23 protein-coding genes and 1 tRNA gene are annotated in these 21,450 nt (G+C 62.2%); 15 read left to right on the forward strand and 9 right to left on the reverse strand.

The annotated features are described in order from the left end of the window. Positions 1 to 22 precede the first annotated feature (22 nt). The 3 genes from FHS78_RS05090 to FHS78_RS05100 all read left to right on the forward strand — a co-directional run bounded on the left by FHS78_RS05090 (position 23) and on the right by FHS78_RS05100 (position 3,647). On the forward strand, positions 23 to 1,369 hold the full coding sequence (locus tag FHS78_RS05090; RefSeq protein WP_167091155.1) for a sensor histidine kinase: 1,347 nt from the start codon (positions 23 to 25) through the stop codon (positions 1,367 to 1,369). A 103-nt stretch (positions 1,370 to 1,472) separates the two neighbouring features. Next, positions 1,473 to 2,609, forward strand: a complete 1,137-nt coding sequence (locus FHS78_RS05095; protein ID WP_167091158.1) for an iron-containing alcohol dehydrogenase — start codon at positions 1,473 to 1,475, stop codon at positions 2,607 to 2,609. A 183-nt stretch (positions 2,610 to 2,792) separates the two neighbouring features. Beyond that, positions 2,793 to 3,647 carry a phytanoyl-CoA dioxygenase family protein gene (locus FHS78_RS05100; protein WP_167091161.1) on the forward strand — a complete coding sequence of 285 codons (855 nt, stop codon included), beginning with the start codon at positions 2,793 to 2,795 and terminating at the stop codon, positions 3,645 to 3,647. An 8-nt stretch (positions 3,648 to 3,655) separates the two neighbouring features. Here the strand turns inward: FHS78_RS05100 and FHS78_RS05105 are convergent, their stop codons facing one another. The 4 genes from FHS78_RS05105 to FHS78_RS05120 form a co-directional block, all read right to left on the reverse strand. Then, entirely contained in the window at positions 3,656 to 4,627 is a 972-nt protein-coding gene (locus FHS78_RS05105) for a magnesium transporter (protein ID WP_167091164.1), read from the reverse strand. An 82-nt stretch (positions 4,628 to 4,709) separates the two neighbouring features. Continuing rightward, on the reverse strand, positions 4,710 to 5,237 hold the full coding sequence (locus FHS78_RS05110; protein ID WP_167091167.1) for a VOC family protein: 528 nt from the start codon (positions 5,235 to 5,237) through the stop codon (positions 4,710 to 4,712). 10 nt (positions 5,238 to 5,247) lie between these two features. Further along, the gene (locus tag FHS78_RS05115; RefSeq protein WP_167091172.1) at positions 5,248 to 5,565 is read right to left on the reverse strand and encodes a CcdB family protein; all 318 of its coding nucleotides are present in this window, start codon (positions 5,563 to 5,565) and stop codon (positions 5,248 to 5,250) included. An 11-nt stretch (positions 5,566 to 5,576) separates the two neighbouring features. Beyond that, positions 5,577 to 5,798 (reverse strand): type II toxin-antitoxin system CcdA family antitoxin, encoded by a 222-nt coding sequence (locus FHS78_RS05120; protein WP_246220352.1) that lies wholly within the window; start codon positions 5,796 to 5,798, stop codon positions 5,577 to 5,579. Between the two features lie 225 nt (positions 5,799 to 6,023). Between FHS78_RS05120 and rpmI the strand changes: the two genes are divergently transcribed. From rpmI to FHS78_RS05150, 6 genes are all read left to right on the forward strand, one after another. Continuing rightward, positions 6,024 to 6,230: a 50S ribosomal protein L35 gene (gene rpmI, locus FHS78_RS05125; RefSeq protein WP_167091178.1), complete on the forward strand. Its 207-nt coding sequence runs from the start codon at positions 6,024 to 6,026 to the stop codon at positions 6,228 to 6,230. A gap of 57 nt (positions 6,231 to 6,287) precedes the next feature. After that, positions 6,288 to 6,644: a 50S ribosomal protein L20 gene (gene rplT / locus FHS78_RS05130; protein ID WP_167091181.1), complete on the forward strand. Its 357-nt coding sequence runs from the start codon at positions 6,288 to 6,290 to the stop codon at positions 6,642 to 6,644. 180 nt (positions 6,645 to 6,824) lie between these two features. After that, positions 6,825 to 7,916: a phenylalanine--tRNA ligase subunit alpha gene (gene pheS / locus FHS78_RS05135; protein ID WP_167091183.1), complete on the forward strand. Its 1,092-nt coding sequence runs from the start codon at positions 6,825 to 6,827 to the stop codon at positions 7,914 to 7,916. A gap of 175 nt (positions 7,917 to 8,091) precedes the next feature. Further along, positions 8,092 to 10,524 carry a phenylalanine--tRNA ligase subunit beta gene (gene pheT, locus FHS78_RS05140; protein ID WP_167091185.1) on the forward strand — a complete coding sequence of 811 codons (2,433 nt, stop codon included), beginning with the start codon at positions 8,092 to 8,094 and terminating at the stop codon, positions 10,522 to 10,524. Positions 10,525 to 10,590: 66 nt separating this feature from the next. Then, positions 10,591 to 11,391, forward strand: a complete 801-nt coding sequence (locus FHS78_RS05145; protein ID WP_167091188.1) for an alpha/beta fold hydrolase — start codon at positions 10,591 to 10,593, stop codon at positions 11,389 to 11,391. Positions 11,392 to 11,399: 8 nt separating this feature from the next. Continuing rightward, positions 11,400 to 12,224, forward strand: coding sequence for an enoyl-CoA hydratase-related protein (locus FHS78_RS05150; RefSeq protein ID WP_167091191.1), 825 nt, complete (start codon positions 11,400 to 11,402; stop codon positions 12,222 to 12,224). 3 nt (positions 12,225 to 12,227) lie between these two features. Here the strand turns inward: FHS78_RS05150 and FHS78_RS05155 are convergent, their stop codons facing one another. Next, on the reverse strand, positions 12,228 to 13,103 hold the full coding sequence (locus FHS78_RS05155; protein ID WP_246220353.1) for a 5'-nucleotidase, lipoprotein e(P4) family: 876 nt from the start codon (positions 13,101 to 13,103) through the stop codon (positions 12,228 to 12,230). Positions 13,104 to 13,208: 105 nt separating this feature from the next. On the opposite strand from FHS78_RS05155, the gene lepA reads away from it, so the two are divergent. Then, complete coding sequence (gene lepA, locus FHS78_RS05160; RefSeq protein WP_167091193.1) at positions 13,209 to 15,011, forward strand: translation elongation factor 4; 1,803 nt, start codon at positions 13,209 to 13,211, stop codon at positions 15,009 to 15,011. Between the two features lie 93 nt (positions 15,012 to 15,104). On the opposite strand, the gene FHS78_RS05165 is transcribed toward lepA, so the two are convergent. Next, positions 15,105 to 15,401 (reverse strand): hypothetical protein, encoded by a 297-nt coding sequence (locus tag FHS78_RS05165; protein ID WP_167091196.1) that lies wholly within the window; start codon positions 15,399 to 15,401, stop codon positions 15,105 to 15,107. 183 nt (positions 15,402 to 15,584) lie between these two features. Between FHS78_RS05165 and FHS78_RS05170 the strand changes: the two genes are divergently transcribed. Next, positions 15,585 to 15,674, forward strand: a tRNA-Ser gene (locus FHS78_RS05170). Between the two features lie 188 nt (positions 15,675 to 15,862). Here FHS78_RS05170 and FHS78_RS05175 read toward each other — a convergent pair. Continuing rightward, on the reverse strand, positions 15,863 to 16,417 hold the full coding sequence (locus tag FHS78_RS05175; protein WP_167091199.1) for a TadE/TadG family type IV pilus assembly protein: 555 nt from the start codon (positions 16,415 to 16,417) through the stop codon (positions 15,863 to 15,865). Positions 16,418 to 16,420: 3 nt separating this feature from the next. Beyond that, entirely contained in the window at positions 16,421 to 16,987 is a 567-nt protein-coding gene (locus tag FHS78_RS05180; protein WP_167091202.1) for a TadE/TadG family type IV pilus assembly protein, read from the reverse strand. 305 nt (positions 16,988 to 17,292) lie between these two features. Between FHS78_RS05180 and FHS78_RS05185 the strand changes: the two genes are divergently transcribed. Continuing rightward, positions 17,293 to 18,600: a TadE/TadG family type IV pilus assembly protein gene (locus tag FHS78_RS05185; RefSeq protein WP_167091205.1), complete on the forward strand. Its 1,308-nt coding sequence runs from the start codon at positions 17,293 to 17,295 to the stop codon at positions 18,598 to 18,600. Positions 18,601 to 18,731: 131 nt separating this feature from the next. Here FHS78_RS05185 and FHS78_RS05190 read toward each other — a convergent pair whose 3' ends face one another. Further along, the gene (locus FHS78_RS05190; RefSeq protein WP_167091208.1) at positions 18,732 to 19,250 is read right to left on the reverse strand and encodes a pilus assembly protein N-terminal domain-containing protein; all 519 of its coding nucleotides are present in this window, start codon (positions 19,248 to 19,250) and stop codon (positions 18,732 to 18,734) included. A 214-nt stretch (positions 19,251 to 19,464) separates the two neighbouring features. On the opposite strand from FHS78_RS05190, the gene FHS78_RS05195 reads away from it, so the two are divergent. The 3 genes from FHS78_RS05195 to FHS78_RS05205 all read left to right on the forward strand — a co-directional run bounded on the left by FHS78_RS05195 (position 19,465) and on the right by FHS78_RS05205 (position 21,426). After that, entirely contained in the window at positions 19,465 to 20,220 is a 756-nt protein-coding gene (locus tag FHS78_RS05195; RefSeq protein ID WP_167091211.1) for a Crp/Fnr family transcriptional regulator, read from the forward strand. Positions 20,221 to 20,502: 282 nt separating this feature from the next. Then, positions 20,503 to 20,670: a Flp family type IVb pilin gene (locus FHS78_RS05200; protein WP_167091247.1), complete on the forward strand. Its 168-nt coding sequence runs from the start codon at positions 20,503 to 20,505 to the stop codon at positions 20,668 to 20,670. Between the two features lie 234 nt (positions 20,671 to 20,904). Further along, positions 20,905 to 21,426 carry an A24 family peptidase gene (locus FHS78_RS05205; RefSeq protein WP_167091250.1) on the forward strand — a complete coding sequence of 174 codons (522 nt, stop codon included), beginning with the start codon at positions 20,905 to 20,907 and terminating at the stop codon, positions 21,424 to 21,426. Positions 21,427 to 21,450 lie beyond the last annotated feature (24 nt).

The raw sequence follows: 21,450 nt of genomic DNA on the forward strand, positions 1-21,450 counted from the left end.
CAGCCCGCCGTCGGGAAAGCCGATGCAGGAAAGTCTTCCACGCCTGAACTTGCGCAATGCGCGCGCCTCCGTGCCGGTACTGGCCACGGCGGTGGCGGTGCTTTATGCCTTCCTGACGCCGGGGCATTATCTCCTCGTCGAAGGGCCATGGCGGGACATGCTGATCGTGTCCGCCGGCGCAAGCGGTCTCGTGGCCCTTGCGGTTGCCGTCGGGTTCACGCGCGATCCGCGTCTGTTCCATCACCCCTATATCGTCGAGGCCGTGCTGCTGGGGTTGGTGGTATGGAACACGGTCATTCATCAGCTATTGATCGGCTCGCCCAACCTGACCACCAATGCGGCTTTCGCGATTGTGGGCCTCGGGCTGATGTGCCATCGGCGGTTCCTGTATTTCGCCTTGTCCGGCGTTTTGATCTCGGCCGTCCTGGTCGCATGGCGTATGAACGCGGACGATGGGCACTGGCCGCATTTCCTCTTCGGCATGTTGATCGCCACGACCCTGAGCGGCGCGGTCTATGCCATGCGTTGGCGCCAGAGCAAGGCGCAAGCCCGCCGGGACGCATTGCAGCGCGACATGATGCGCAGAATGTCGGCGCATGAGGCCGAACTGGCGACGGCGCTTAGCCGTGCGGATGAAATGGCGGAGAAGGCGCAGGAAGGCGCGGTCTCCAAATCGAGATTTCTGGCCAATATGAGCCATGAGCTGAGGACTCCCCTCAACGCACTGATCGGTTTTTCCGAGCTGTTGAAGAGAAATCATCCGGATTCGGGAGATCCGGAGCGAGAGTATATCGGGCAGATCAGCGAAAACGGCCAGATGTTGCTCGGCATGATCAACGACCTCCTCGATGTCGCCAAAGCCGATTCCGGCCGTATGCAGCTCAATATCCAGGAAGAGGATCTGGAGGATATCGTCCATTCCGCGGTCGCCACGATGAAGCCGCTCGCCGCTGAGCGGCATCAGCAGCTGACGGTCCGGATCGAATGCGGCGACAGCCGTGCCATGGTGGATGTCCGGGCGATGAAACAGATTCTGCTGAACCTGGTTGCCAATGCCATCAAATACACTCAGCGCGACGGCATGATCGAACTCAGGCTGGAGCGCAAGAGCCGGGGCTTCGTCATTTCCGTGACCGACAATGGATGCGGGATCGAGACGGCGAGACTGGAATCCATTTTCGATCCCTTCGAGCAAGTGGACAACAGCTACGACCCCAATCACCGGGGGACCGGCCTCGGCCTCTATCTGGTGAAATCGCTGACCGAGTTGCAGGGCGGAAGCATTCATGTGGAATCGGAGCCCGGCCGGGGATCTTCCTTTGCGATCTTTCTCCCGGCGCTCGAAGCCCGTCGCTCCATTTCCGCCTGACGCCGCGAACGATCCTCCCTTCCCTACGGGAAACTTGTGCTAGGCTTGTCGAAAGCCCTTCGATGAAAGGGCGACAATAACAGCACCAGGGAGGAGGCCCGTCATGGCCAATCTGACATTCTGCACGACCACCGTTCTCGATCACGGCGCCATTAGCCAGCTCGCCGCCGCGCTGCAGGCGAACGGCATCAAGCGTCCGCTGATCTGCACCGACAAGGGCATCGTCGCAGCCGGCATCCTCGACAAGGTGCGCGGCGCCATCCCGAACGACATTCAGCCCGTCATCTATGACGGTACGCCCGCCAACCCCACCGAGAACGCGGTGCTGGAGGCCGGCGAGATCTACAAGTCCGAAGGGTGCGACGGCATCGTTTCGGTCGGCGGCGGCTCTTCCATCGATCTCGGCAAGGCGGTGGCCTTGAACGTCACGCATGAGGGCGATCTTCTGGGCTACACCGCCGGCATGGGCGGCGTGGCGAAGATCGGCGCCGTGGCCCCGCTCATCGCCGTGCCGACGACCTCCGGCACGGGCAGCGAGGTGTCGTCCGGTTCCGTCGTCATCATGAACAATGGCGAGAAGTTGATCCTCGCCTCGAAGAATCTCATTCCCCGCATGGCGATCTGCGACCCGCAGCTCACCATCGGCCTGCCGCCCATGCTCACCGCCGCCACCGGCATGGACGCCATGGCGCATTGCATCGAAGCCGTGTGCTCGCCCCAGGTGAACCCGCCGGCCGAAGCCGTGGGCCTCGACGGGATCCGCCGCGGTCTCGGCCAGGGCTTTCTCGAAGCCGCCGTCGCCGACGGCAAGAACGAGGAAGCGCGCTGGAACATGATGCTCGCCTCCACCGAAGGCGCGATGGCCTTCACCAAGGGCCTCGGCGCGGTGCACTCGATGAGCCATGCCTGCGGTTCCATCAAGGAACTCGGCCTGCATCACGGCACGCTCAACGCCGTCGTGATGCCGACCGTGCTGCGTTACAACCATGACCGCATCGGCGAGGCGCTGCCCCGCATCCGCGAGGCGATGGGGCTGAAGCAGACGGCGGATGTGGCCGAGGAGATCGAGGCGCTGAACCAGCGTCTGGGCCTGCCGAAGAATCTGAAGGAAATGGGCGTCACGGAGGACCGGATCGATTATCTCTCGGCCCACGCCGCCCGCGACGTTTGCACCTTCACGAACCCCAAGCCCGCGAGTGCGGAAGAATATGCCGGCATGTTCCGCGACGCGATGGCATAGGCGACAGGCTTCGCAATCGCAGGAATCGGGGCGGGTGGCCTTTGTGGCGCCCGCCCTTTTTGCATGAACTCCACCTCGTTTGCGTACAATATATACGCAAATTTGGCATAAGCCTGAATCTTCTCTACCGTGCCGCAAGGGTCGCCGGGAGGGCGCCTTGAGACAAGAAACGGGGGAGGAAACATGCCGGGACAGAACGGTATCGATCTCGATGCTAAAATGGAGGCCTTCGAGCGCGACGGCTTCGTCATTTTCGAGAATGTGATCGAAAAGGATCTGGTGGAGGAAATCCGCGACGAGCTGCTGCGTGTCGAGCGCGACAACGATATGGGCTTCCGCGATACCGACTTTGAGGGAAAGAACACGGTTCGCATCTACAACCTGCTCGCCCATGGGCCGACCTTCTGGAAGATCCCGATCCATGGGGCGACGTTGCCCTTCGCCGAGCGCGTGCTGGACGAGGAGCTGCAGGTTTCATCGGTGAGTTCCATCACCCTCTGCCCGGGGCAGGGCGCGCAACCTCTGCATGCGGACGATCAGCTGATCCCCGTGCCGAAGCCGCACCAGCCCTTCACGCTGAACTGCGTCTGGGCGATTTCCGACTTCACGGAGGAAAACGGCGCGACCCGTCTCGTGCCCGGCAGCCACAAGGCGGGCGGCATGCCCGATTACGATATCGACTGCGACACGATCGCCGGCGAGATGCCCGCGGGCTCGGTGCTCTTCTGGCATGGCAGCCTCTGGCATGCGGGCGGCACCAACCGCTCCAACGACCGCCGCTTCTGTGTGGCGAACTACTACTGCGCAGGCTTCATGCGCCAGCAGGAGAACCAGCAGCTCGGCATCCCGCTGGAAGAGGCGCGGAAGTTTCCCAGACGGTTGCAGGAGCTTTGCGGCTATTCCGTCTATCGCGGGCTTTACGGCCATGTGGACAATGCCGATCCCATCGGGATGCTGGGCCGCGAGGATGGCAACAAGCTGATCTGGCAGCGCACCTATGACGAGATGTATGAGGACCGGGCAGGCGCCGCCGAATAGGCGGCGCCTCACATCGTCTTGACCACGAAAGCGGCCATCACCGCGAAATAGACGATGAGACTCAGCACGTCCTGAACGATGGTGGCGACGGGCCCGGAACCGAAAGCCGGGTCCACGCCCATTCGGCTCAGGATCCAGGGGAAGACGAGGCCGACGCTCGACGCCGCCCCGCCTGCCGCGACCAGCGACAGCGCCACGCCGAGCCCCAGCCGCGCATCCCCGAACCCCGCCCATATCAGCAGGAAGGAAAGCGCCCCGAGTGCGAGGCCGAGCAGCAGGCCCGTCGCAAGCTCGCCGCCGAAGATCGCCCAGAGCGGCTTGTGGCTGAGCGACAGCCCACGCACGGCAACGGCTTCCGTCTGCGTGCCGATGGCGTCGGCGAGATAGACGAGCGCGGGGATGAAGAAGGCGATCTCGACATTGGCCGACAGCTCGGTCTCGAACCCCGCCATGATGGAGGTCGCCGCGATGCTGCCGCCAAGCCCGACCAGCAGCCAGGGCAGGCGCCGCGCGAACCGGCTGAACGGCGAATCCTCCAGCGCATGCCGCGCCGTGCGGGTCGCTTTCATCGTGCCGGTGAAGCGCTGCATGTCTTCCACATGTTCGCGCCAGATGACGTCGAGCAGCCGGAGCGCGGTGACGCAGCCGAGCAGCTTTCCCTCCGCGTCCACCACCGGCACGTCGGAGACGTCGTTCTCGCGGGCCAGCGTCGCGATGGCTTCCTGATCGGTCTCGGGCGTGACGCGCGGCCAGTCCGTCCGCATGAGCGAGGCGATGTTTCTGTCCTCGGACGCGTCGTAAAGCGTGACCAGATGCATCGCGCCCAGAAAGCGGCCGCCGTCATCCGTCACGAAGACCGGGTCCACCACTTCCCATTCGTTTTCATGGAGCCGGTGACGCCACTCCCCCGCCATGCCGTCGGCGGGCAGCGTGGCGACGCGGCGGCTCATCAGATGGCCGGCGGTTTCGGGCTGGAACATGGACGGTCTCCGGCACGGTGAGGCGATGGGACGAGAGTGCCTGCCGCCTGGCCTTTCGCCAAGCCGGGAAACTGAGTAGGCCTCAGCCGACCGGCCGGATCGGGTCGCTGCCGTCCCACTCCATCGCGGCTTTTCGGATATGCTCGAAGAACTTGCCCTTGGCGCCGCTGATATCGGACATCTCGATCACCGTGCCGGGATGGGTTTCGGTATCGAAATAGACGAAACGCCCGTCCGGCCCGTTGATCTGTCCCTCATGGCCGATCTTGTAGCCCGCCGCCAGAGCGCGGTCGTAATCGGCCTGATAGTCGGTCGTCCAGTAGGACATATGCTGCAGCCCCTCGCGGCCCGCATTCAGGAAATCCATATACATGGAGGGCGCATCGTTGCGCTGCTGGATGAGCTCGATCTGCAGGTCGCCCGTATTGGCGAGCGCAATGCTCATTTCCACGGGCGAGGGCTCGCCCTTATAGGTGAACCAGTCGCACTTCACCCGCTCGATGTAATAGAACGGCCCGATGCCCAGGACCTCCGTCCAGTGCGTGAGCGCCGCCTCGATATCGCGCACCACATAGCCGTTCTGGCAGACCTTCCCGAAAAACCGGCTCATTGAATTCTCCCTAAATGCCCGTCATCAGAAAATCGACGGCGGCGATGATGTCGTCGCGGCGATCTGCAAACGAGGTCACGATGTCGTCCCCAAGAAACGAGGCAGACACACCTGCGATTTCGAGCGTGGACAGGATGAGTTTCTGTCCTTCCGCCTCGAAAACCGGATTGAGCCGCGTCATCGGCAGTTCGGCCCGCGATAGCGGGACGAGCGGTGCGACCACCCGCAACGCTCGTGTTTCGATGACATCGTGCTGCAGAAGGAGGAAGAAGGGAATCTCGTCGCGGCTGGAGGAATGACGATTCCGGTAGACGTCGAATTGCGCCATTCACTCTATCCTCAGAACCGGCGCAGCCCGTCGCTCCACACCCCGTCCCGTTCGATGCGGCGGTTGAAGGCCTCGATGGCCTCGCGGTTTTCTTCCTTCCAGCGTCGGCGCTCCTCGTCGCGCGCCCTTTCGCGAAGGGCCTCTTCCAGCGTCGCGGACAGGTTGACCTTCATCTCCTTCGCTCGGGCGAGGAGGTCCGCGTCGACGCTCAGATTGACGGCTTTCTTTGTCATGCGCATAGCATATGCGCATACATAATGCGCATCCAGCAGGAAATGCCGTCAAACGCTTGACCTCGGCCCTTTTTCCCTTATAAATCCGCGACTTCGGGACGGGCCGGCCTGTAGGGCATGCCTCGCCCGTCCGAAAGCCATGACCCGAACCCGCGCACCTTTTCGGTTTCTTCAATGAAATCAAGGTCTTCACTTGCGGGTTCCATCTGAAGAACGGAGAGCGAAATGCCCAAGCTGAAGACCAAGAGCGGCGTGAAGAAGCGTTTTTCCTTCACCGCCACCGGCAAAGTGAAGCGCGGCCAGACCGGCAAGCGTCACGGCATGATCAAACGGACCAACAAGCAGATCCGCAATTTGCGCGGCACGACCATCGTCCATGAGGCCGATGCCGAGCGCATCAAGAAGGTATTTGCGCCCTACGGCCTGAAGTAAGCCGCCCAAAACGGCCAAGAGGGTTCGTCCGGTTTTTATCTCTCAAGGAGAATTATCATGTCCCGCGTGAAACGTGGCGTTACCGCCCATGCCCGCCACCGCAAGGTGATGAACAAGGCGAAAGGCTATTACGGCCGCCGCAAGAATACTTTCCGCGTTGCCAACCAGGCCGTGGAAAAGGCCGGTCAGTACGCCTATCGCGATCGCCGTACCCGGAAGCGCAATTTCCGCGCCCTCTGGATCCAGCGTATCAATGCCGGTGTCCGCGAGCACGGCCTCACCTATTCGCGATTTATCGACGGCCTCGGCAAGGCTGGCATCGAGGTGGACCGCAAGGTTCTCTCCGATCTCGCCATCCGTGAGCCGGAGGCCTTCAAGGCGCTTGTCGAGCAGGCCAAGTCCGCGCTGAACTGATCGCGGACCGCCTCTGACGGGCGCCGGACCGCCCCCCGGGAGATACTCGGGGGAGAGGCGGATCGCCGGATTGCTCGCCTTCCGTTTTCTCTCTGATGTCCCCCGCCGGGTTCGGTGCGGCAAGCGCTGTCATATGGCGGCGCGATAAAGAGCGAAGACGGAAAGCGACAGGCGCTGCAAATGACCGATCAAAGCGAACTCGACCGCCTCGAGGCGGAATTCACCACCGCCATCGGGGATGCGCTGGACGAAGCGACGCTGGAAGACGTCCGCATCGCCGCGCTGGGCAAGAAGGGCCGCGTCTCCGAGCTCATGAAGGGGCTCGGCAAGATGACCCCGGAAGAGCGCAAGGAAATGGGGCCGAAGCTGAACGGCCTCAAGGACCGGCTGAACGAGGCGCTTGCCGCCCGCAAATCCGCCCTGAAAGAGGCGGCGCTGGAAGCCCGGCTTGCCACCGAAAAGGTCGATGTGACGCTGCCCGTGCGCGACAGCGCGCTAGAGCAGGGCCGCATCCACCCGCTCTCCCAGGTCTATGACGAGGTCATCGCGATCTTCGCCGATATGGGCTTCGCCGTGGAGCAGGGCCCGGACATCGAGACCGACCGGTACAATTTTACCGCGCTCAATTTCCCCGAAGGCCATCCCGCCCGGGAAATGCACGACACCTTCTATTTCGAACCGGGGGAAGACGGGTCGCGCCTCCTGCTGCGTACCCATACGAGCCCCGTTCAGGCGCGCACCATGGAAGCCGGCAAACCGCCCTTCCGTTTCGTCGCGCCCGGCCGCACCTATCGCTGCGACAGCGACCAGACGCATACCCCCCAGTTCCACCAGATCGAGGGCCTCGTCATCGACGAGGAGACCCATATGGGCCACCTCAAATGGACGCTGGAGGAATTCCTGCGCGCCTTCTTCGAGGTCGAAGGCGTGGAACTGCGCTTCCGCCCGTCCTTCTTCCCCTTCACCGAGCCGTCGATGGAAGTCGATGTGCGCTGTGCGCGGCTCGGCAACGAGATCCGCATCGGCGAGGGCGACGACTGGCTGGAAATTCTCGGCTGCGGCATGGTGCATCCGAACGTGCTGAAAAACTGCGGCGTCGATCCGGAGAAATATCAGGGCTTCGCCTTCGGCATGGGGATCGACCGCATCGCGATGCTGAAATACGGCATCCCTGATCTGCGCGCCTTCTTCGAATCCGATCTGCGCTGGCTGAGGCATTACGGCTTCGCCGCGCTCGATGTGCCGACACTTGCCGGAGGGCTCTCGTCGTGACGTCGATGTTTTCTCATCTGCCGCATCCCCCCCTCCCAACCCTCCCCCGCAAGGGGGGAGGGCTTACCCTTCTTACCTCCCCCTTGAGGGGGGAGGTCGCCCGCCGAAGCCCGAAGGGCGAAGGCGCGGCGGGTGGGGGTGAGGCGACACGGCAAGGCGCAAGCGAGGTGTCCCGATGAAGTTCACTCTCTCCTGGCTGAAGGATCATCTGGAAACGGACGCCACGCTCGACGAAATCGTCGAGAAGCTGACCATGCTCGGCCTCGAGGTCGAGGGCGTGGAAGACCCCGCGCAGCGCCTCGCCCCCTTCGCGGTGGCAAAGGTGCTGGAAGCCGGTCCGCATCCCGATGCCGACAAACTTCAGGTGCTGAAGGTTCGCGTCCTCATCGAGGGCGAGGAAAAGGATCTGCAGGTCGTCTGCGGCGCGCCAAATGCGCGCGCCGGCATGAGCGGCATTTTCGCGCCGCCCGGCGCCACCATTCCGGTCAACGGCATGGTGCTGAAGCCGACGAAAATTCGCGGCGTCGAGTCGAACGGCATGATGTGTTCCGAACGCGAGCTGGAACTCTCCGACGAGCATGAAGGCATTGTCGATCTGGAAGGCGACTGGGCCGTCGGCACACCCGCGGCTGAAGTGCTGGGGGCCAACGACCCGGTGATCGAGATCGCCATCACGCCAAACCGGCCGGACTGCCTCGGCGTGCGCGGCGTCGCGCGCGATCTCGCGGCGGCTGGTCTCGGCCAGCTCATCATCGACGACATCCCGGAAATCGACGGCAAGTTCGAGAGCGAGACGAAGATCTGGCTCGATTTCCCCGCAGGCGCGGAAGATGCCTGCCCGGTCTTCGCAGGCCGCATGGTGAAGGGCGTGACAAACGGCCCGAGCCCGGAATGGCTGCAAAAGCGCCTGAAGGCCATCGGCCTGCGCCCGATCAACGCGCTGGTCGATATCACCAACTACATCTCCTACGACCGGGGCCGCCCGCTCCATGTCTATGACGCCTCGAAGCTGAACGGCGACATCGGCGCGCGTCTGGCGAAGCCGGGCGAAAAGCTTCTCGCGCTGGACGAGAAGGAATATGAGCTGACGCCGGAAATCTGCGTCATTGCCGACAGCGCCCGCGTACTGGGCCTTGCCGGCGTGATGGGCGGCGAGGAATCGGGCTCGACCGAAGAGACGACCGACGTCTTCATCGAGAGCGCCTATTTCGATCCCATCCGCACTGCCCGCACAGGCCGCGATACCGGCATCGTGTCGGATGCGCGCTATCGCTTCGAGCGAGGCGTGGACCCCGCTTTCGTGCGTGAGGGGCTGACGCTCGCGACCCAGATGGTGATGCAGCTTTGCGGCGGGAGCCCGAGCGGCGAGGTAATCGCGGGCGCGGAGCCGGTGACGGAGAAGGTGATTTCCTTCGATCCGGCCCGCGTGAAGCGCCTGACCGGCCTCGATCTGAAGCGCGAAGAGTCCATCCGTATCCTGACGGCGCTGGGTTTCGATGTGACCGAGGGCGAGCGGCTGTCGGTCAAGGTGCCGAGCTGGCGCCCGGATGTGGAAGGCGAGGCCGACCTCGTGGAAGAAGTCGTGCGCGTGCATGGCCTCAATGAGGTGAAGTCGGTCGCCCTGCCGCGCCGCCACGAGGTCGCGCAGCCCGTTCTCACCACGTCGCAGAAGCGCGAGCGTCTGGCGCGTCGCGTGCTGGCCGCGCGCGGGCTGGTGGAAACGGTCAACTGGTCCTTCATCCCCGGTCCCCATGCCGATCTCTTCGGCGGCGGGGCTGCGACGCCGGGGCTGAAGCTTGCCAATCCGATTTCGAGCGACATGAGCGACATGCGCCCGAGCCTGCTGCCGGGCCTCATCGCGGTCGCGGGCCGCAACACGGATCGCGGTTTCGGCGATCTCGCCCTTTTCGAGGTCGGTCAGCAATTCGAGAGCGAGGAGCCTTCCGGTCAGGTGCTGGCCGCCAGCGGTATTCGGCGCGGCACGGCGCGCCCCGATGCGCGCGGCCGTCACTGGCAGGGCAAGGCCGGTTCGGTCGAGGCGTTCGACGCCAAGGCCGACGCAGCGGCGCTGCTGGCAAGCCTCGGCGCGCCGGTCGACAACCTGCAGATCTCCGCCGATGCGCCTGTCTGGTATCACCCGGGCCGCTCCGGTGTCTTCCGTCTCGGCCCGAAGAATGTTCTCGGCTATTTCGGCGAGATCCATCCCCGCGTGTTGGGGGAAATGGACATCGCCGGCCCGCTTGTCGGATTCGAGATATTCCCGGATGCCATCCCTGCGCCGAAGAAGAAGGCGACGCGCGCAAGGCCGCCGCTCGATCTGCCGGACCTTCAGCCGGTTCGTCGCGACTTCGCCTTCGTGGTGGCGTCGGACGTTCCTGCCGACAAGCTCATCCGCGCGGCCAAGGGCGCCGACAAGAAGCTCATCGCGGGCGTTTCGCTGTTCGACCTATTCGAGGGCGGGTCGCTGGGCGACGACCGGAAGTCGCTCGCCATCGAGGTGACGCTCCAGCCGGTCGAAAAGACGCTGACCGACGAGGAGCTGGATGAGGTCTCGAAGAAGATCGTCGCGGCGGTGGAAAAGGCAACGGGCGGCACACTCCGGGGATAAGGCGGCATTTGCCGTCCTGCCGCTCCCGCCGCACTATGGGTGAACAAGAAACGAGGGGAGGCCGGGATGGCGGGCTTTGAGCCTTATGAAACGACCCGCAAGGACAAGGATGGGCAGGAAATACGTCTGACGGGCCATGCCGTCGGCAACGCAAACGGCAGCACCGTGGTGATGCTTGCCTCTCTCGGGCGACCGGGAAGCGATTTCGACGACCTCGCCGAAAGGCTGGCACTGAAGGGCTACCGCGTCATCCTGCCGGAACCGCGCGGGATCGGCGCCAGCGACGGCCCGATGAAAGGGCAGACGCTGCATGACCTTGCTGCCGATGTCGCCTGTGTCATCGAAACCCAGGCGGTAGCCAGGCCGATTACGCTGTTGGGGCACGCCTTCGGCAATCGCCTGGCCCGCACCACGGCGGCGGATTACCCTGCGCTTGTTTCCCGGGTCATCCTGCTTGCCTGTGGCGGCCTCATCGAAATGCCGGAGGAAAGCCGCAAGGCGCTGATCGGCTGTTTCGACGAAAGCCTGTCTCCGGACGAGCACATCGAATGCGTACGCAAAGGCTTTTTCGCGGATGGGAACGATCCGGAAGTCTGGCGCGAAGGCTGGTATCCCAAGGTCATGCTGATGCAGTCCTCCGCCGTGCGCGCCACGGATGTAGAAGACTGGTGGGAGGCGGGCGGCCAGCCCATGCTGGTCATGCAGGCGCTGGACGACGCGATCGCGCTGCCCGCCAATGCGCAGGACATCAAGAACCGTCTTGGAGAACGCATTACGCTCGCCGAACTCCCCAATGCGGGCCACGCCATGCTGCCCGAGCAGCCCGAAGAGATCGCCCGCATCGTCGCCACCTATCTGGAGGCGTGAGACGGGCGATGGAGCTGAAAACGATCCGATACGACATCGCGGGCGGCATCGCTCTGGTGACGCTCTCGAGGCCTCATCGGCGCAATGCCTGGACGGGGCGGATGCATATGGAATACCGCCATGCGCTGGAGCGCGCCGAGGCCGACAAGGCGGTGCGCGTTATCGTGGTGACGGGCGATCCGGAGGGGAAGGCTTTTTGCGCGGGCGCGGATATGGCGGCGCTGGAAGGCCATTCCGAAAAAGGCAGATACGACCCCGGCACCGACGACACCATCTCCATGCCCGGCTATGGCGTCGCGCCGGAATTCGATGCGACCTTCGCCTATCATTTCGGCCTGTCGAAGCCCGTCATCGCCGCCATCAACGGCGCGGCGGCGGGCGTCGGTCTGGTCCTTGCCGCCTATGCGGATATGCGCTTTGCCGTGCCGGGGATAAAATTCACCGCCGCCCATGGCCGCTATAATTTCCCCGCCGAGTTCGGTCTGTCCTGGATCCTGCCACGCATCATGGGGCTGACCCATGCCAATGACGTGCTGCTGACGAGCCGCGTCTTCACCTCCGACGAGGCGATGGAGATGGGCTTCCTCAACAAGCTCCTGCCGCCGGAAGAGCTGATGAACCATGTGCTGAATCATGCCCGAACCATGGCCGAAACATGCTCGCCGGGCTCGCTGCGCGTGACGAAACACCAGATCTATCGCGACCTGCATCGCGATGCGGCGAGTTCCGTGGAGGACGCCGAAAGGCTCCTGACCGAGATGATCCGGGACCCCGACTACAAGGAAGGCGTGAAGGCTTTCATGCAGAAGCGGAAAGCCGAATGGAAGGGGTAGGCGCTATTGCGCTTCGGGTTCCCAGGGTGTGAGCGCCTCCATCTGCAGCTTGCGCCGTTCGGCGGCGGAGAGGCTGTAATCGCCCTTGAAGGGCGCCTGTTCCCATGAGCCATAGGTCGGGTTGGGCAGCATGATCCAGTCATGCCCCCAATGGGCCTTGTCCGCTTCGAACACCTTGAGCCGATCGGCCGCGGTGCCTTTGAACCTGTCGGTGAAATCGCCGAAATTGTCGCCCATCAGCAGGACGATCCGGTAGTTCCTGACGATGAAGGCGCGGCGTTTGCCCTTGTATTCGTCCCAGCCTTGCGCGGGATCCTGCGTCAGCACCGTCTCGACATTGCCCCCCATGGGAAAGCCCATCTTGACGAGGTTGCCGCGTGTCGCCTCTTTCTCGCCCACCGGGCGGTTGGTGACATAGAAGATTTTTACGCCCTTTGAAGTCGCATATTTGGCGAAGGCGAGCGCGCCGGGGATAGGCGTGGAAACCTCGTCCTTCACGAAGGCATCCCAGCTTTTGAACGAGAAGTGCTCGCCCGTGGCGATCAGATGGGCCATATAGGCCGAATTGTCGAGCACCGTCTCGTCGACATCCACGACGACCGCCGGGGGCAGGGCTTCGTAATCGTCCGTTTGCTCCGTGGCGGCGGTCCATGCCGGATCGGCCAGAGCTTCATCGAGGCGAATGCGCGCCAGCGCATAGGCGCTAAGCGCCGCCGCTTTGTACTCGGTCGAGCTTTGCATCCAGAGGGCGGCGCCAAAGCCGTCATTCTGCGCGGGCGGGCTGGTTTCCGCGGCCATGCCGGGCACGGTTCCGATCGCCAAAATCAGCCCCGCCATTATGCCGACCGCCGAGATGCCCCGTTTCAAGCTTCCGATCATTGAAATACCCCTGTCTCGAACTTGCCCGCCGGGCCGCTCAAAAAGCCCCGATTGGCTTCAAACCCGCCCAATGCTATATGGGCGCGTCTTAGCATAGAAAGCCAAATGACCGACCTTTCGCACATTCGCAACTTCTCAATCGTGGCCCATATCGACCATGGCAAGTCGACGCTGGCCGACCGCCTCATTCAGGTATGCGGCGGGCTCACCGAGCGCGAGATGAAGGAGCAGGTGCTCGATAACATGGATATCGAGCGCGAGCGCGGCATCACCATCAAGGCCCAGACGGTCCGGCTCGACTATACCGCCAGGAACGGCGAGACCTATGAGCTGAACCTCATCGACACGCCCGGCCATGTGGATTTCGCTTATGAAGTGAACCGCTCGCTGGCGGCCTGCGAAGGCTCGCTTCTGGTGGTCGATGCCAGTCAGGGCGTGGAAGCCCAGACGCTCGCCAATGTCTATCAGGCGATCGAGGTGAACCACGAGATCGTGCCGGTGCTGAACAAGATCGATCTGCCCGCCGCCGAGCCGGAGCGCACGCGCGAGCAGATCGAGGAAGTGATCGGCCTCGACGCCTCCGAGGCCCTCGAGATTTCGGCGAAAAGCGGCCTTGGCATCGAGGACGTGCTGGAAGCGGTCGTGCATCGCCTGCCGCCGCCCAGGGGCGATCTCGAGGCCCCGTTGAAAGCGATGCTGGTCGATAGCTGGTACGACCCCTATCTCGGCGTCGTCGTGCTGGTACGTGTCGTGGACGGCCAGATGAAGAAGGGCCAGCGCATCCGCCTGATGAAGACAGGCGGCAGCTACACCGTCGATCAGGTGGGTATCTTCAAGCCCAAGAAGGAAACGGTCGCCTCGCTGGATGCCGGCGAGATCGGTTATTTCACCGCGTCGATCAAGGAAGTGGCGCATGCCCGTGTCGGCGACACGGTGACGGAAGAGAAACGCCCCTGCGAGAAGGCGCTGCCGGGTTTCCAGCCGCAGCAGCCGGTCGTCTTTTGCGGCCTCTTCCCGGTGGACGCAAACGATTTCGAGGATCTGCGCGAGGCGATGGGGCGGTTGCGTCTCAACGATGCGAGCTTCGAATATGAGATGGAGACGAGCGCCGCGCTGGGCTTTGGCTTCCGCTGCGGCTTTCTCGGACTTTTGCATCTGGAGATCGTGCGCGAGCGTCTGGAACGCGAATTCAATATCGATCTCATCACCACCGCGCCCTCGGTCATCTATCATGTCTATATGACCGACGGCTCCATGGTGGAGATGCATAATCCGGCGGACATGCCCGATCCGGCGCGGATCGACCATCTGGAAGAACCCTGGATCAAGGCGACGATCCTGGTGCCCGACGATTTTCTCGGCGCGGTGCTGAAGCTTTGCGAAGACAGGCGCGGGACGCAGATCGACCTGACCTATGCCGGCTCGCGCGCCATGCTGGTCTACCGCCTGCCGCTGAACGAGGTCGTGTTCGACTTTTACGACCGGCTGAAATCGGTCTCGCGCGGCTATGCGAGCTTCGATTACACCATTGAGGCTTACGAACCGGACAATCTGGTACGCATGTCGATCCTGGTGAATGACGAACCGGTGGATGCGCTGGCGACCATCGTGCATCGGGACCGCGCCGAACAGCGCGGACGCGGCATGTGCGAAAAGCTCAAGGAGCTCATTCCCCGCCAGATGTTCAAGATCCCGATTCAGGCGGCGATTGGCGGACGCGTGATCGCGCGCGAAACGATTTCCGCCATGCGCAAGGACGTGACGGCCAAATGCTATGGCGGCGACATCACGCGAAAGCGCAAGCTGCTGGAGAAGCAGAAAGAGGGCAAGAAGAAGATGAGGCAGTTCGGCCGGGTGGAAATCCCGCAGGAAGCCTTCATTGCCGCTCTGAAGATGGACGACAACTGATCGGCGCTCTCTGTTTCCGGACGTGAAAAACCGCCCGGCCAATGGCCGGGCGGTTCATTCCCCTCTTGGCCCTTTCGGGCCGCCCGCGTCGTCCTAGTCCTTGCGGCCGAGCAGCGCTGCGATGGCCGCCACCACGACGCCGAGTACGCCGATGACCGCCCAGGCGGGATAGGACATGACGGTCTCGATCGGGCCCGCAGCGCCCTCCGCCGTGCCGTCCGTCGCCCAGCCCATGAAGGCATCATGGGACCCCGGGTTGAGCAAGGTCCAGAGCTCGCTGGTGGAGCGGATCACCACCTCGCCGGCCTCGAGCGAGCGCAAAGCGTCGGAGCCGAGCGCCATCAGCGCGACGATAATGAGTACAAGTCCGATGACCCGAACAACAATCATGGATATGAGCCCCCCAGCTCCAGCACCGTGACAAAAACAAGCGTTGGGAACGGTAGCGCCAGAAACTGTCCCAAACAAGCACACTGCTGTGAAGATTGTGCGGCGAATCAAGGGGATGGCAGTTGATTCAGCCACAACGATGCGTATAGTGCCGCCCTCTGCGGCCAATGCGCTGCAAAATGCGGAGGGGTGGCCGAGTGGCTGAAGGCGCACGCCTGGAACGCGTGTATACGGGCAACCGTATCGAGGGTTCGAATCCCTCTCCCTCCGCCATAGATTTTTCCACTTGAAATCAAGATGTTGAGACCCGCCGCCCGGTTGGAAGGGCGAAACGGTTGGCCCCGGAATCGCCTGGATTGCCTGCGCGCTGCGCTGCAAAACGCCCGGGCGCGGAGACAGCGAATCCGTCGATGCGGCAGAATTGCTACAGGCCGGGGCAAATTATGGTTAACGAGCGCCGGTCAGTTCGTGCGGGCGATCTGAAGGGAGCGCCGCGGCCTCAGATAGGCTTCATCCGTGAACACGAAGGGGCTCGTGAAATATTTCCCGAGCAGGGAGGTGTAGGTGAACTTCACCTCCGCATAGATCACGCTATCCCCGCCCGAGGTTAGCCCGGCGGGAAGCGCGAGGGTCGAATTCTTGCCGCGCGCGGACATGTTGTAGCCGTCGCTCCAGGCCACCTTGGTATTGTTGTGGCCGTCGGCCACGACGCTGGTGACGCGCATCTTGAGGTTCGAGGCGTCGAACGGCGCCATCACCGCCGCTGTGGCGGCAAAGATGTCGGTCATATCGTCATCGGTTATGACGGCGGACTGAGCGACCAGGTCGGCCACGGTCTGGGTGGCGAGTGTCACGCGGCGATTGGCCGTCAGGGCATCGGTAATCTCCAGCGCGCCGAAATACATTATGATCATCAGCGGCAAGATGAGCGCGAATTCCACCGCGGCGATGCCCCTCCGGTCGCCTGCGAAGCGACGGAAGACGCTGGAAATATGCGAGCGCGGGTCCCGTTTCATGACTCAGTTCACCGGCGGAAGCGCGGCGCCGAACGGTTCGTTGCGGAACGCGACGCTGGAAACCAGCAGACGGCCGTTTCCGGATACGTTCGACAGGCCGATGGCGGTTGGGCTTATCACGTCCCAGACGTAGTAGGCGCGCACGAGAACGATGTCGCCTGCAGTGCCCGGTTCGAACCGATGATGTTCGACGACATTGCCGTCCGCATCGATCAGCGGGGCGAACACGACCGAGGTGAAACTGGGAAAGGTCTGCACATCCACATTGAGATTGCTTTCGCAGTCGCTGATCAGCGTCATGCGGTCGCAGATGAAGGTTGTGAAGTCGGACTCGCCCCATCCCTGCATCTGGGCCTGGCCGGTGCGGACCATGCGGCCCGCCTGGGAGACCACGCTGTCCATATTCGCATTGGCAAAGAAGGTAAGACAGGTCTCGATGATGGCGAAGAGCAACATGAAGAAGGGCGCGGCCAGCAGCGCGAACTCGACCGCGGTTACGCCTTTCTCTTCCCGGCGGAACCGGCGCAGTCTGGCGAAAAAGCCGCCTTTATTGTCGCCAAGCTTGTCCATGAGCCGGTCCGAACGCTTTCTGTCGGTGGAGAATCCACGCCTTGCTCCCATCCATAGCGGACCTGCTCTTACCAAATCGTAAGTGAGGCGCGCGACATTTGAGGCGAAGTACCGGAAGCCCCGGTTTCCGGTATCCTGATGTTTGCCGGCGCAGGGATGCGGTGTCGTTCGCCGCCGCGGGATTATGCTTAAAATTGGTTCAAGCTGCGCCGCGGGGCTTCACCAAAAATTAGGAAGCAGAACCTAGAAATGAAATCTGGAGACTGGCGCTTTTTGCGCGCGTTCTCGGATTGGAGTTCTTCGGCATGTCGGGCATGAGAAAGCGTCTCACGTTCACTCACGCGATGCGTTACCTCGGCGTCTTCAAAAGGGACAAGCGAGGCAATTTCGCGACGATCTTCGCTCTTGCGCTTATTCCCATTCTTGTGGCGATGGGCGCGGCGGTGGATATTTCGCGTGCCTATGTCGTGCAGTCGCGCCTGCGTTCCGCGCTCGACGCGGCCGGCCTGGCCGTCGGGACGGCCACCGGCAAGACCTCCACCGAAGTACAAAACATCGCTCAGGCCTATTTCGACGCGAACTACCCGGCCGAGAAACTCGGCGTTCCGGGCACGATCAACGTGGTCGACAATGGCGACACCGTCGATCTGAGTGTGACGGCGGAATTGCCGACCACAATCATGCATATTGTCGGTATCGAGGAGATGGACGTCTCGGCGACGTCCCAGATCAAGCGGCAGGGCAAGAAGCTCGAAGTGGCGCTGGTGCTGGATAATACCGGTTCCATGGGGCAGCGCGGCAAGCTGCCGGCGATGAAGGATGCCGCCAAGCTCTTGCTTGAGACGCTCAAGAATTCCAGCGCGGCGACGAGTTCCGGCGACGTCAAGATCGCTGTCGTGCCTTTCACCGTCGACGTGAATGTCGGCAAGGAAATGAAGAACGAGAACTGGATCAGGTGGTCGACCACGACACAGGAATATGTGTGTACCGGCTATTGGTGGTGGGAGACATGCGAATGGAAAGATGTCACGACCACGGTCAACAAGAACAGTTGGAAAGGCTGCGTACAGGACCGGGACCAAGATTACGACGTCAGCAATACCACTGCGGATCCGGCTGACGACACGACGAAATATCCTGCCGAATCCAACAATTCCTATTGTCCGTCGGCCCCGATCCTGCCGCTTACGGACAATTGGGACGTGATCGAGGCAAAGATCAATGCGATGAACGCAAGCGGCAACACCAACACGACCATCGGCCTTGCATGGGGTTGGAATATGGTGACTTTCGGTGGGCCGGAATCGACGGCGGCGGCCAAAGCGGACGACCTGGAGAAGGCGATCGTTTTCCTGACCGACGGCGAGAACACGCAAAACCGCTTCACCAGCTCGCGAAACCAGATCGACGACCGTACGGAGTTGATCTGCGACGCGATACGCGAAGACGAGATCAAGGTCTACACGATCCGTGTGATCGAGGGGAACGCGACCCTGCTGCGTAACTGCGCGACGGAATCCGGTATGTATTACGACGTGGATCAGGTGGACGAGCTGAAAAGCGTGTTTGCGTCCATCGCCTTGCAGCTATCCAATCTGCGCATCGCGAAATGAGGCGGCGCCGGGACGCAGGCACGCCAGAGGCGAAAATGTCGATGCGTGGACGCTGAATATCAAAAAGCCCGGAAGCAATGCTTCCGGGCTTTTTTGTGCGTCGTATCTTGCGCGTCGCCGGCCTGGAGAGACTACTCGTTGTTCGCCGGCGAAGACTGTTGCGCCATGGCATTCGCAGCGCCCGTCAGCGCTCCGGCCTGTTTCATCAGGTTATCGAAGCGGGGAACGTCGTCGCCCTGCGCCGCCACGGCTTCGCAGCGTGGCGCGCAATTATAGGTGTACTGGCCCGTGCCGCGCGTAAGCGTGACGATGCCTTCGTCAGGCGCGGTAATGTTGATCGCCAGATTGAGGATCTGCTTGCCGTCCTTGTCGAGAGCGATGAGATCCGTCTGTCCGTGGTTTTTGCCCAGGATATAGACGAGCGTCGAGCTCTGCACGTTGATGTCGGCCACCCTTGGGTTGGAAAGCAGGACCGTCGCCGCGGGCGAGGTCAGGGTGAGCGGGCGGGAGCTGTTCACCGGCACTTTCATGTCGTCCGCCTGCGCGGCGGTGGCGACGATCGCGGCAAGCCCTGCGCCTGCCATGGCGGCGACCAGGCAGGTGCGGAGAGTTGAGGCGCGGCGGTCGCCTTTGAATGTTTGTCGGTTCATGTCTGCCCGTCCTGACACTGAATGTCCCGTAATGCCAACTGGTGGAAGCCTGCGCGGGAAACTGCCCGGCGCGATTCTCTTGTGCACGATAGCGCCAAGGAATGAACGATCTGTTGACTAATCCGGAGCTTGGGACGGCCGGATTAACACCTGTTTAAAGGCGGCGGCCTAGATTGGCCTTCTGTCGATATTCGATATTGTTGAGGTGCGGCGCATGTTTGGCGGAATCTCCCGGGGAGAACAGGCACAAGGCGGCGGCCGCTCACTCGCCCGGATTGCCATTCTTTCCGACCTGCCGCGCAAGGAACTTGCGCTGCTTTCCACCGAATGTGAGTGGCGCGAGATGGCGCGGGAAGAAATCGTTCTCTCCTCCTCCGCGGGCGATGCGCTTGACGGGATCGTCTTCGTCGTCGCCGGAGCGGTCAGACTGGCCCGGCCCAATGGGCTGACCGGCCAGATCGACTATCTGGACGTCGCCGCCGGCGGGCAATTCGGCGAAATGGCGGTTTTTGGAATCCCCGATCCGGAGCTGACGGTGATTGCCAGGGAAGACGGCCTTCTCGCCATCCTACCCCAAATCCGCTTTGAGGAACTGCTCACCCGCGAGGAAAGCGTCTCGCGTGCACTTCTTGTTCAGTATGCGCATTTGCTGAGAAGCGGCAGGGATGCGGAACCGGACAACGCACTGTCCGATGCTGCCGATCTAACAGGCGAACAACGCGTCTATGGGGAATTGATCTCGCTCGCGGAGCCCAGGGCGGGTGAGGGCGGCAGTCCGGGTGGTCTTTTCGTCGCCAGGTTACCCCGCCATCGCGAGTTGGCCAGTCGCCTGGCGACCACCGAGGAAGTCGTGGCTCGTGCGATCGCGGCTCTCGTCCGGGATGGCGTTGCGGTCCGCGAGTATCCTGGGCTTCTCATCAGGGACGAACAGTCGTTGCGCCGTCTCTATGAAAAAAAATCACACGGCTGAATTTTTAACCTGGAAGTAACCAAACTATTTTTCTGCCGATATGAGCTATGCCGTATCGAAGCGACACAATGCCAATGCATGTGGAGTAAATATATGTATTTTCTTCTGTCGTTTTCAAGTTATCGGAAAGTGTTCATGCATTAGAACCGAATTGGAAGGGCGGGGTTAGTTTTTGGGTAACGTGTCTCGTCTAGTATTCCAGCCAGTCCGAAAGGGCGGCCTTCGCGGTAGAAGCGCAGGCCTGGTGCTGTCGATAGTCACTTAAGTTCAAGGAGGCTTGTTATGAGCCAGTTTCTGAAGTCTTTTGCAAAGAACGAGTCCGGTGCGACCGCGATCGAATATGGTCTCATCGCCGCCGGCATTGCGGTTGCGATCATCTTCGCCGTCAATACTCTCGGCTCGACGCTGAAAGGCGTGTTCACAGACGTGAATTCGCAGATCGGAAGTTAATCGCCGCAAAGCGATCCTCCCCCAAGGGAGGATGCAACTCAGGCCGCGGGAACCGTTATGGTTTCGGCGGCCTTTGTCGTTTGATCCCCGTGCATGTGAGTCAACCTTGAAAATGTTCAGTGATGAAACATTAAGGCCGCTCGTTTACGTCAAATTTACGGTCGCCCGCCCAGTATTTCCTTGAAAGTCTGATCAAGGCCGTCCGATCCCCGGGCGCCGGAAGGTCAGTTGAGGATGGGCAATCAGGTGATCAATCTCGTGGCCATTATCGTCTTTCCGCTCGCCATGATTTTCGGGGCGCTCTGGGATCTGACGACCATGACGATCCCCAACTGGCTGACGGTTTCGCTGGCCGCCGCTTTCGTGGCGGTCGTGCCCTTTGCGGGAATGGGGATGGAGCAGATCGGTTGGCACCTCGTCGCCGGCGGTGTCGCGCTTGCGGCGGGAATGACGCTTTTCGGCTTCGGCTTTATCGGCGGGGGCGATGCAAAATTCGTGGCGGCCGCCGCGCTCTGGATCGGATGGTCCGATCTGCTCGGATATCTCATTGTTGCCTCCATCTTCGGCGGTGCGCTGACGCTTGCCATTCTGGGGTTTCGCCGTTTGCCGCTGCCGCAGGTGCTCGCCCGCCAGGCATGGGTAGCGCGGTTGCACGATCACCGCGAAGGCGTGCCCTACGGCATTGCACTCGCGTTGGCCGGGCTCGTGATTTTCAGGGACTCACAATGGGTCGCCATCGCAGCTTCAGCCGCATGAGAGCGGCGAATGATCCGCGTGGAA

Origin of the sequence: Parvibaculum indicum (genome assembly GCF_011762095.1) — a bacterium.
Classification (GTDB): Bacteria; Pseudomonadota; Alphaproteobacteria; order Parvibaculales; family Parvibaculaceae; genus Parvibaculum; species Parvibaculum indicum.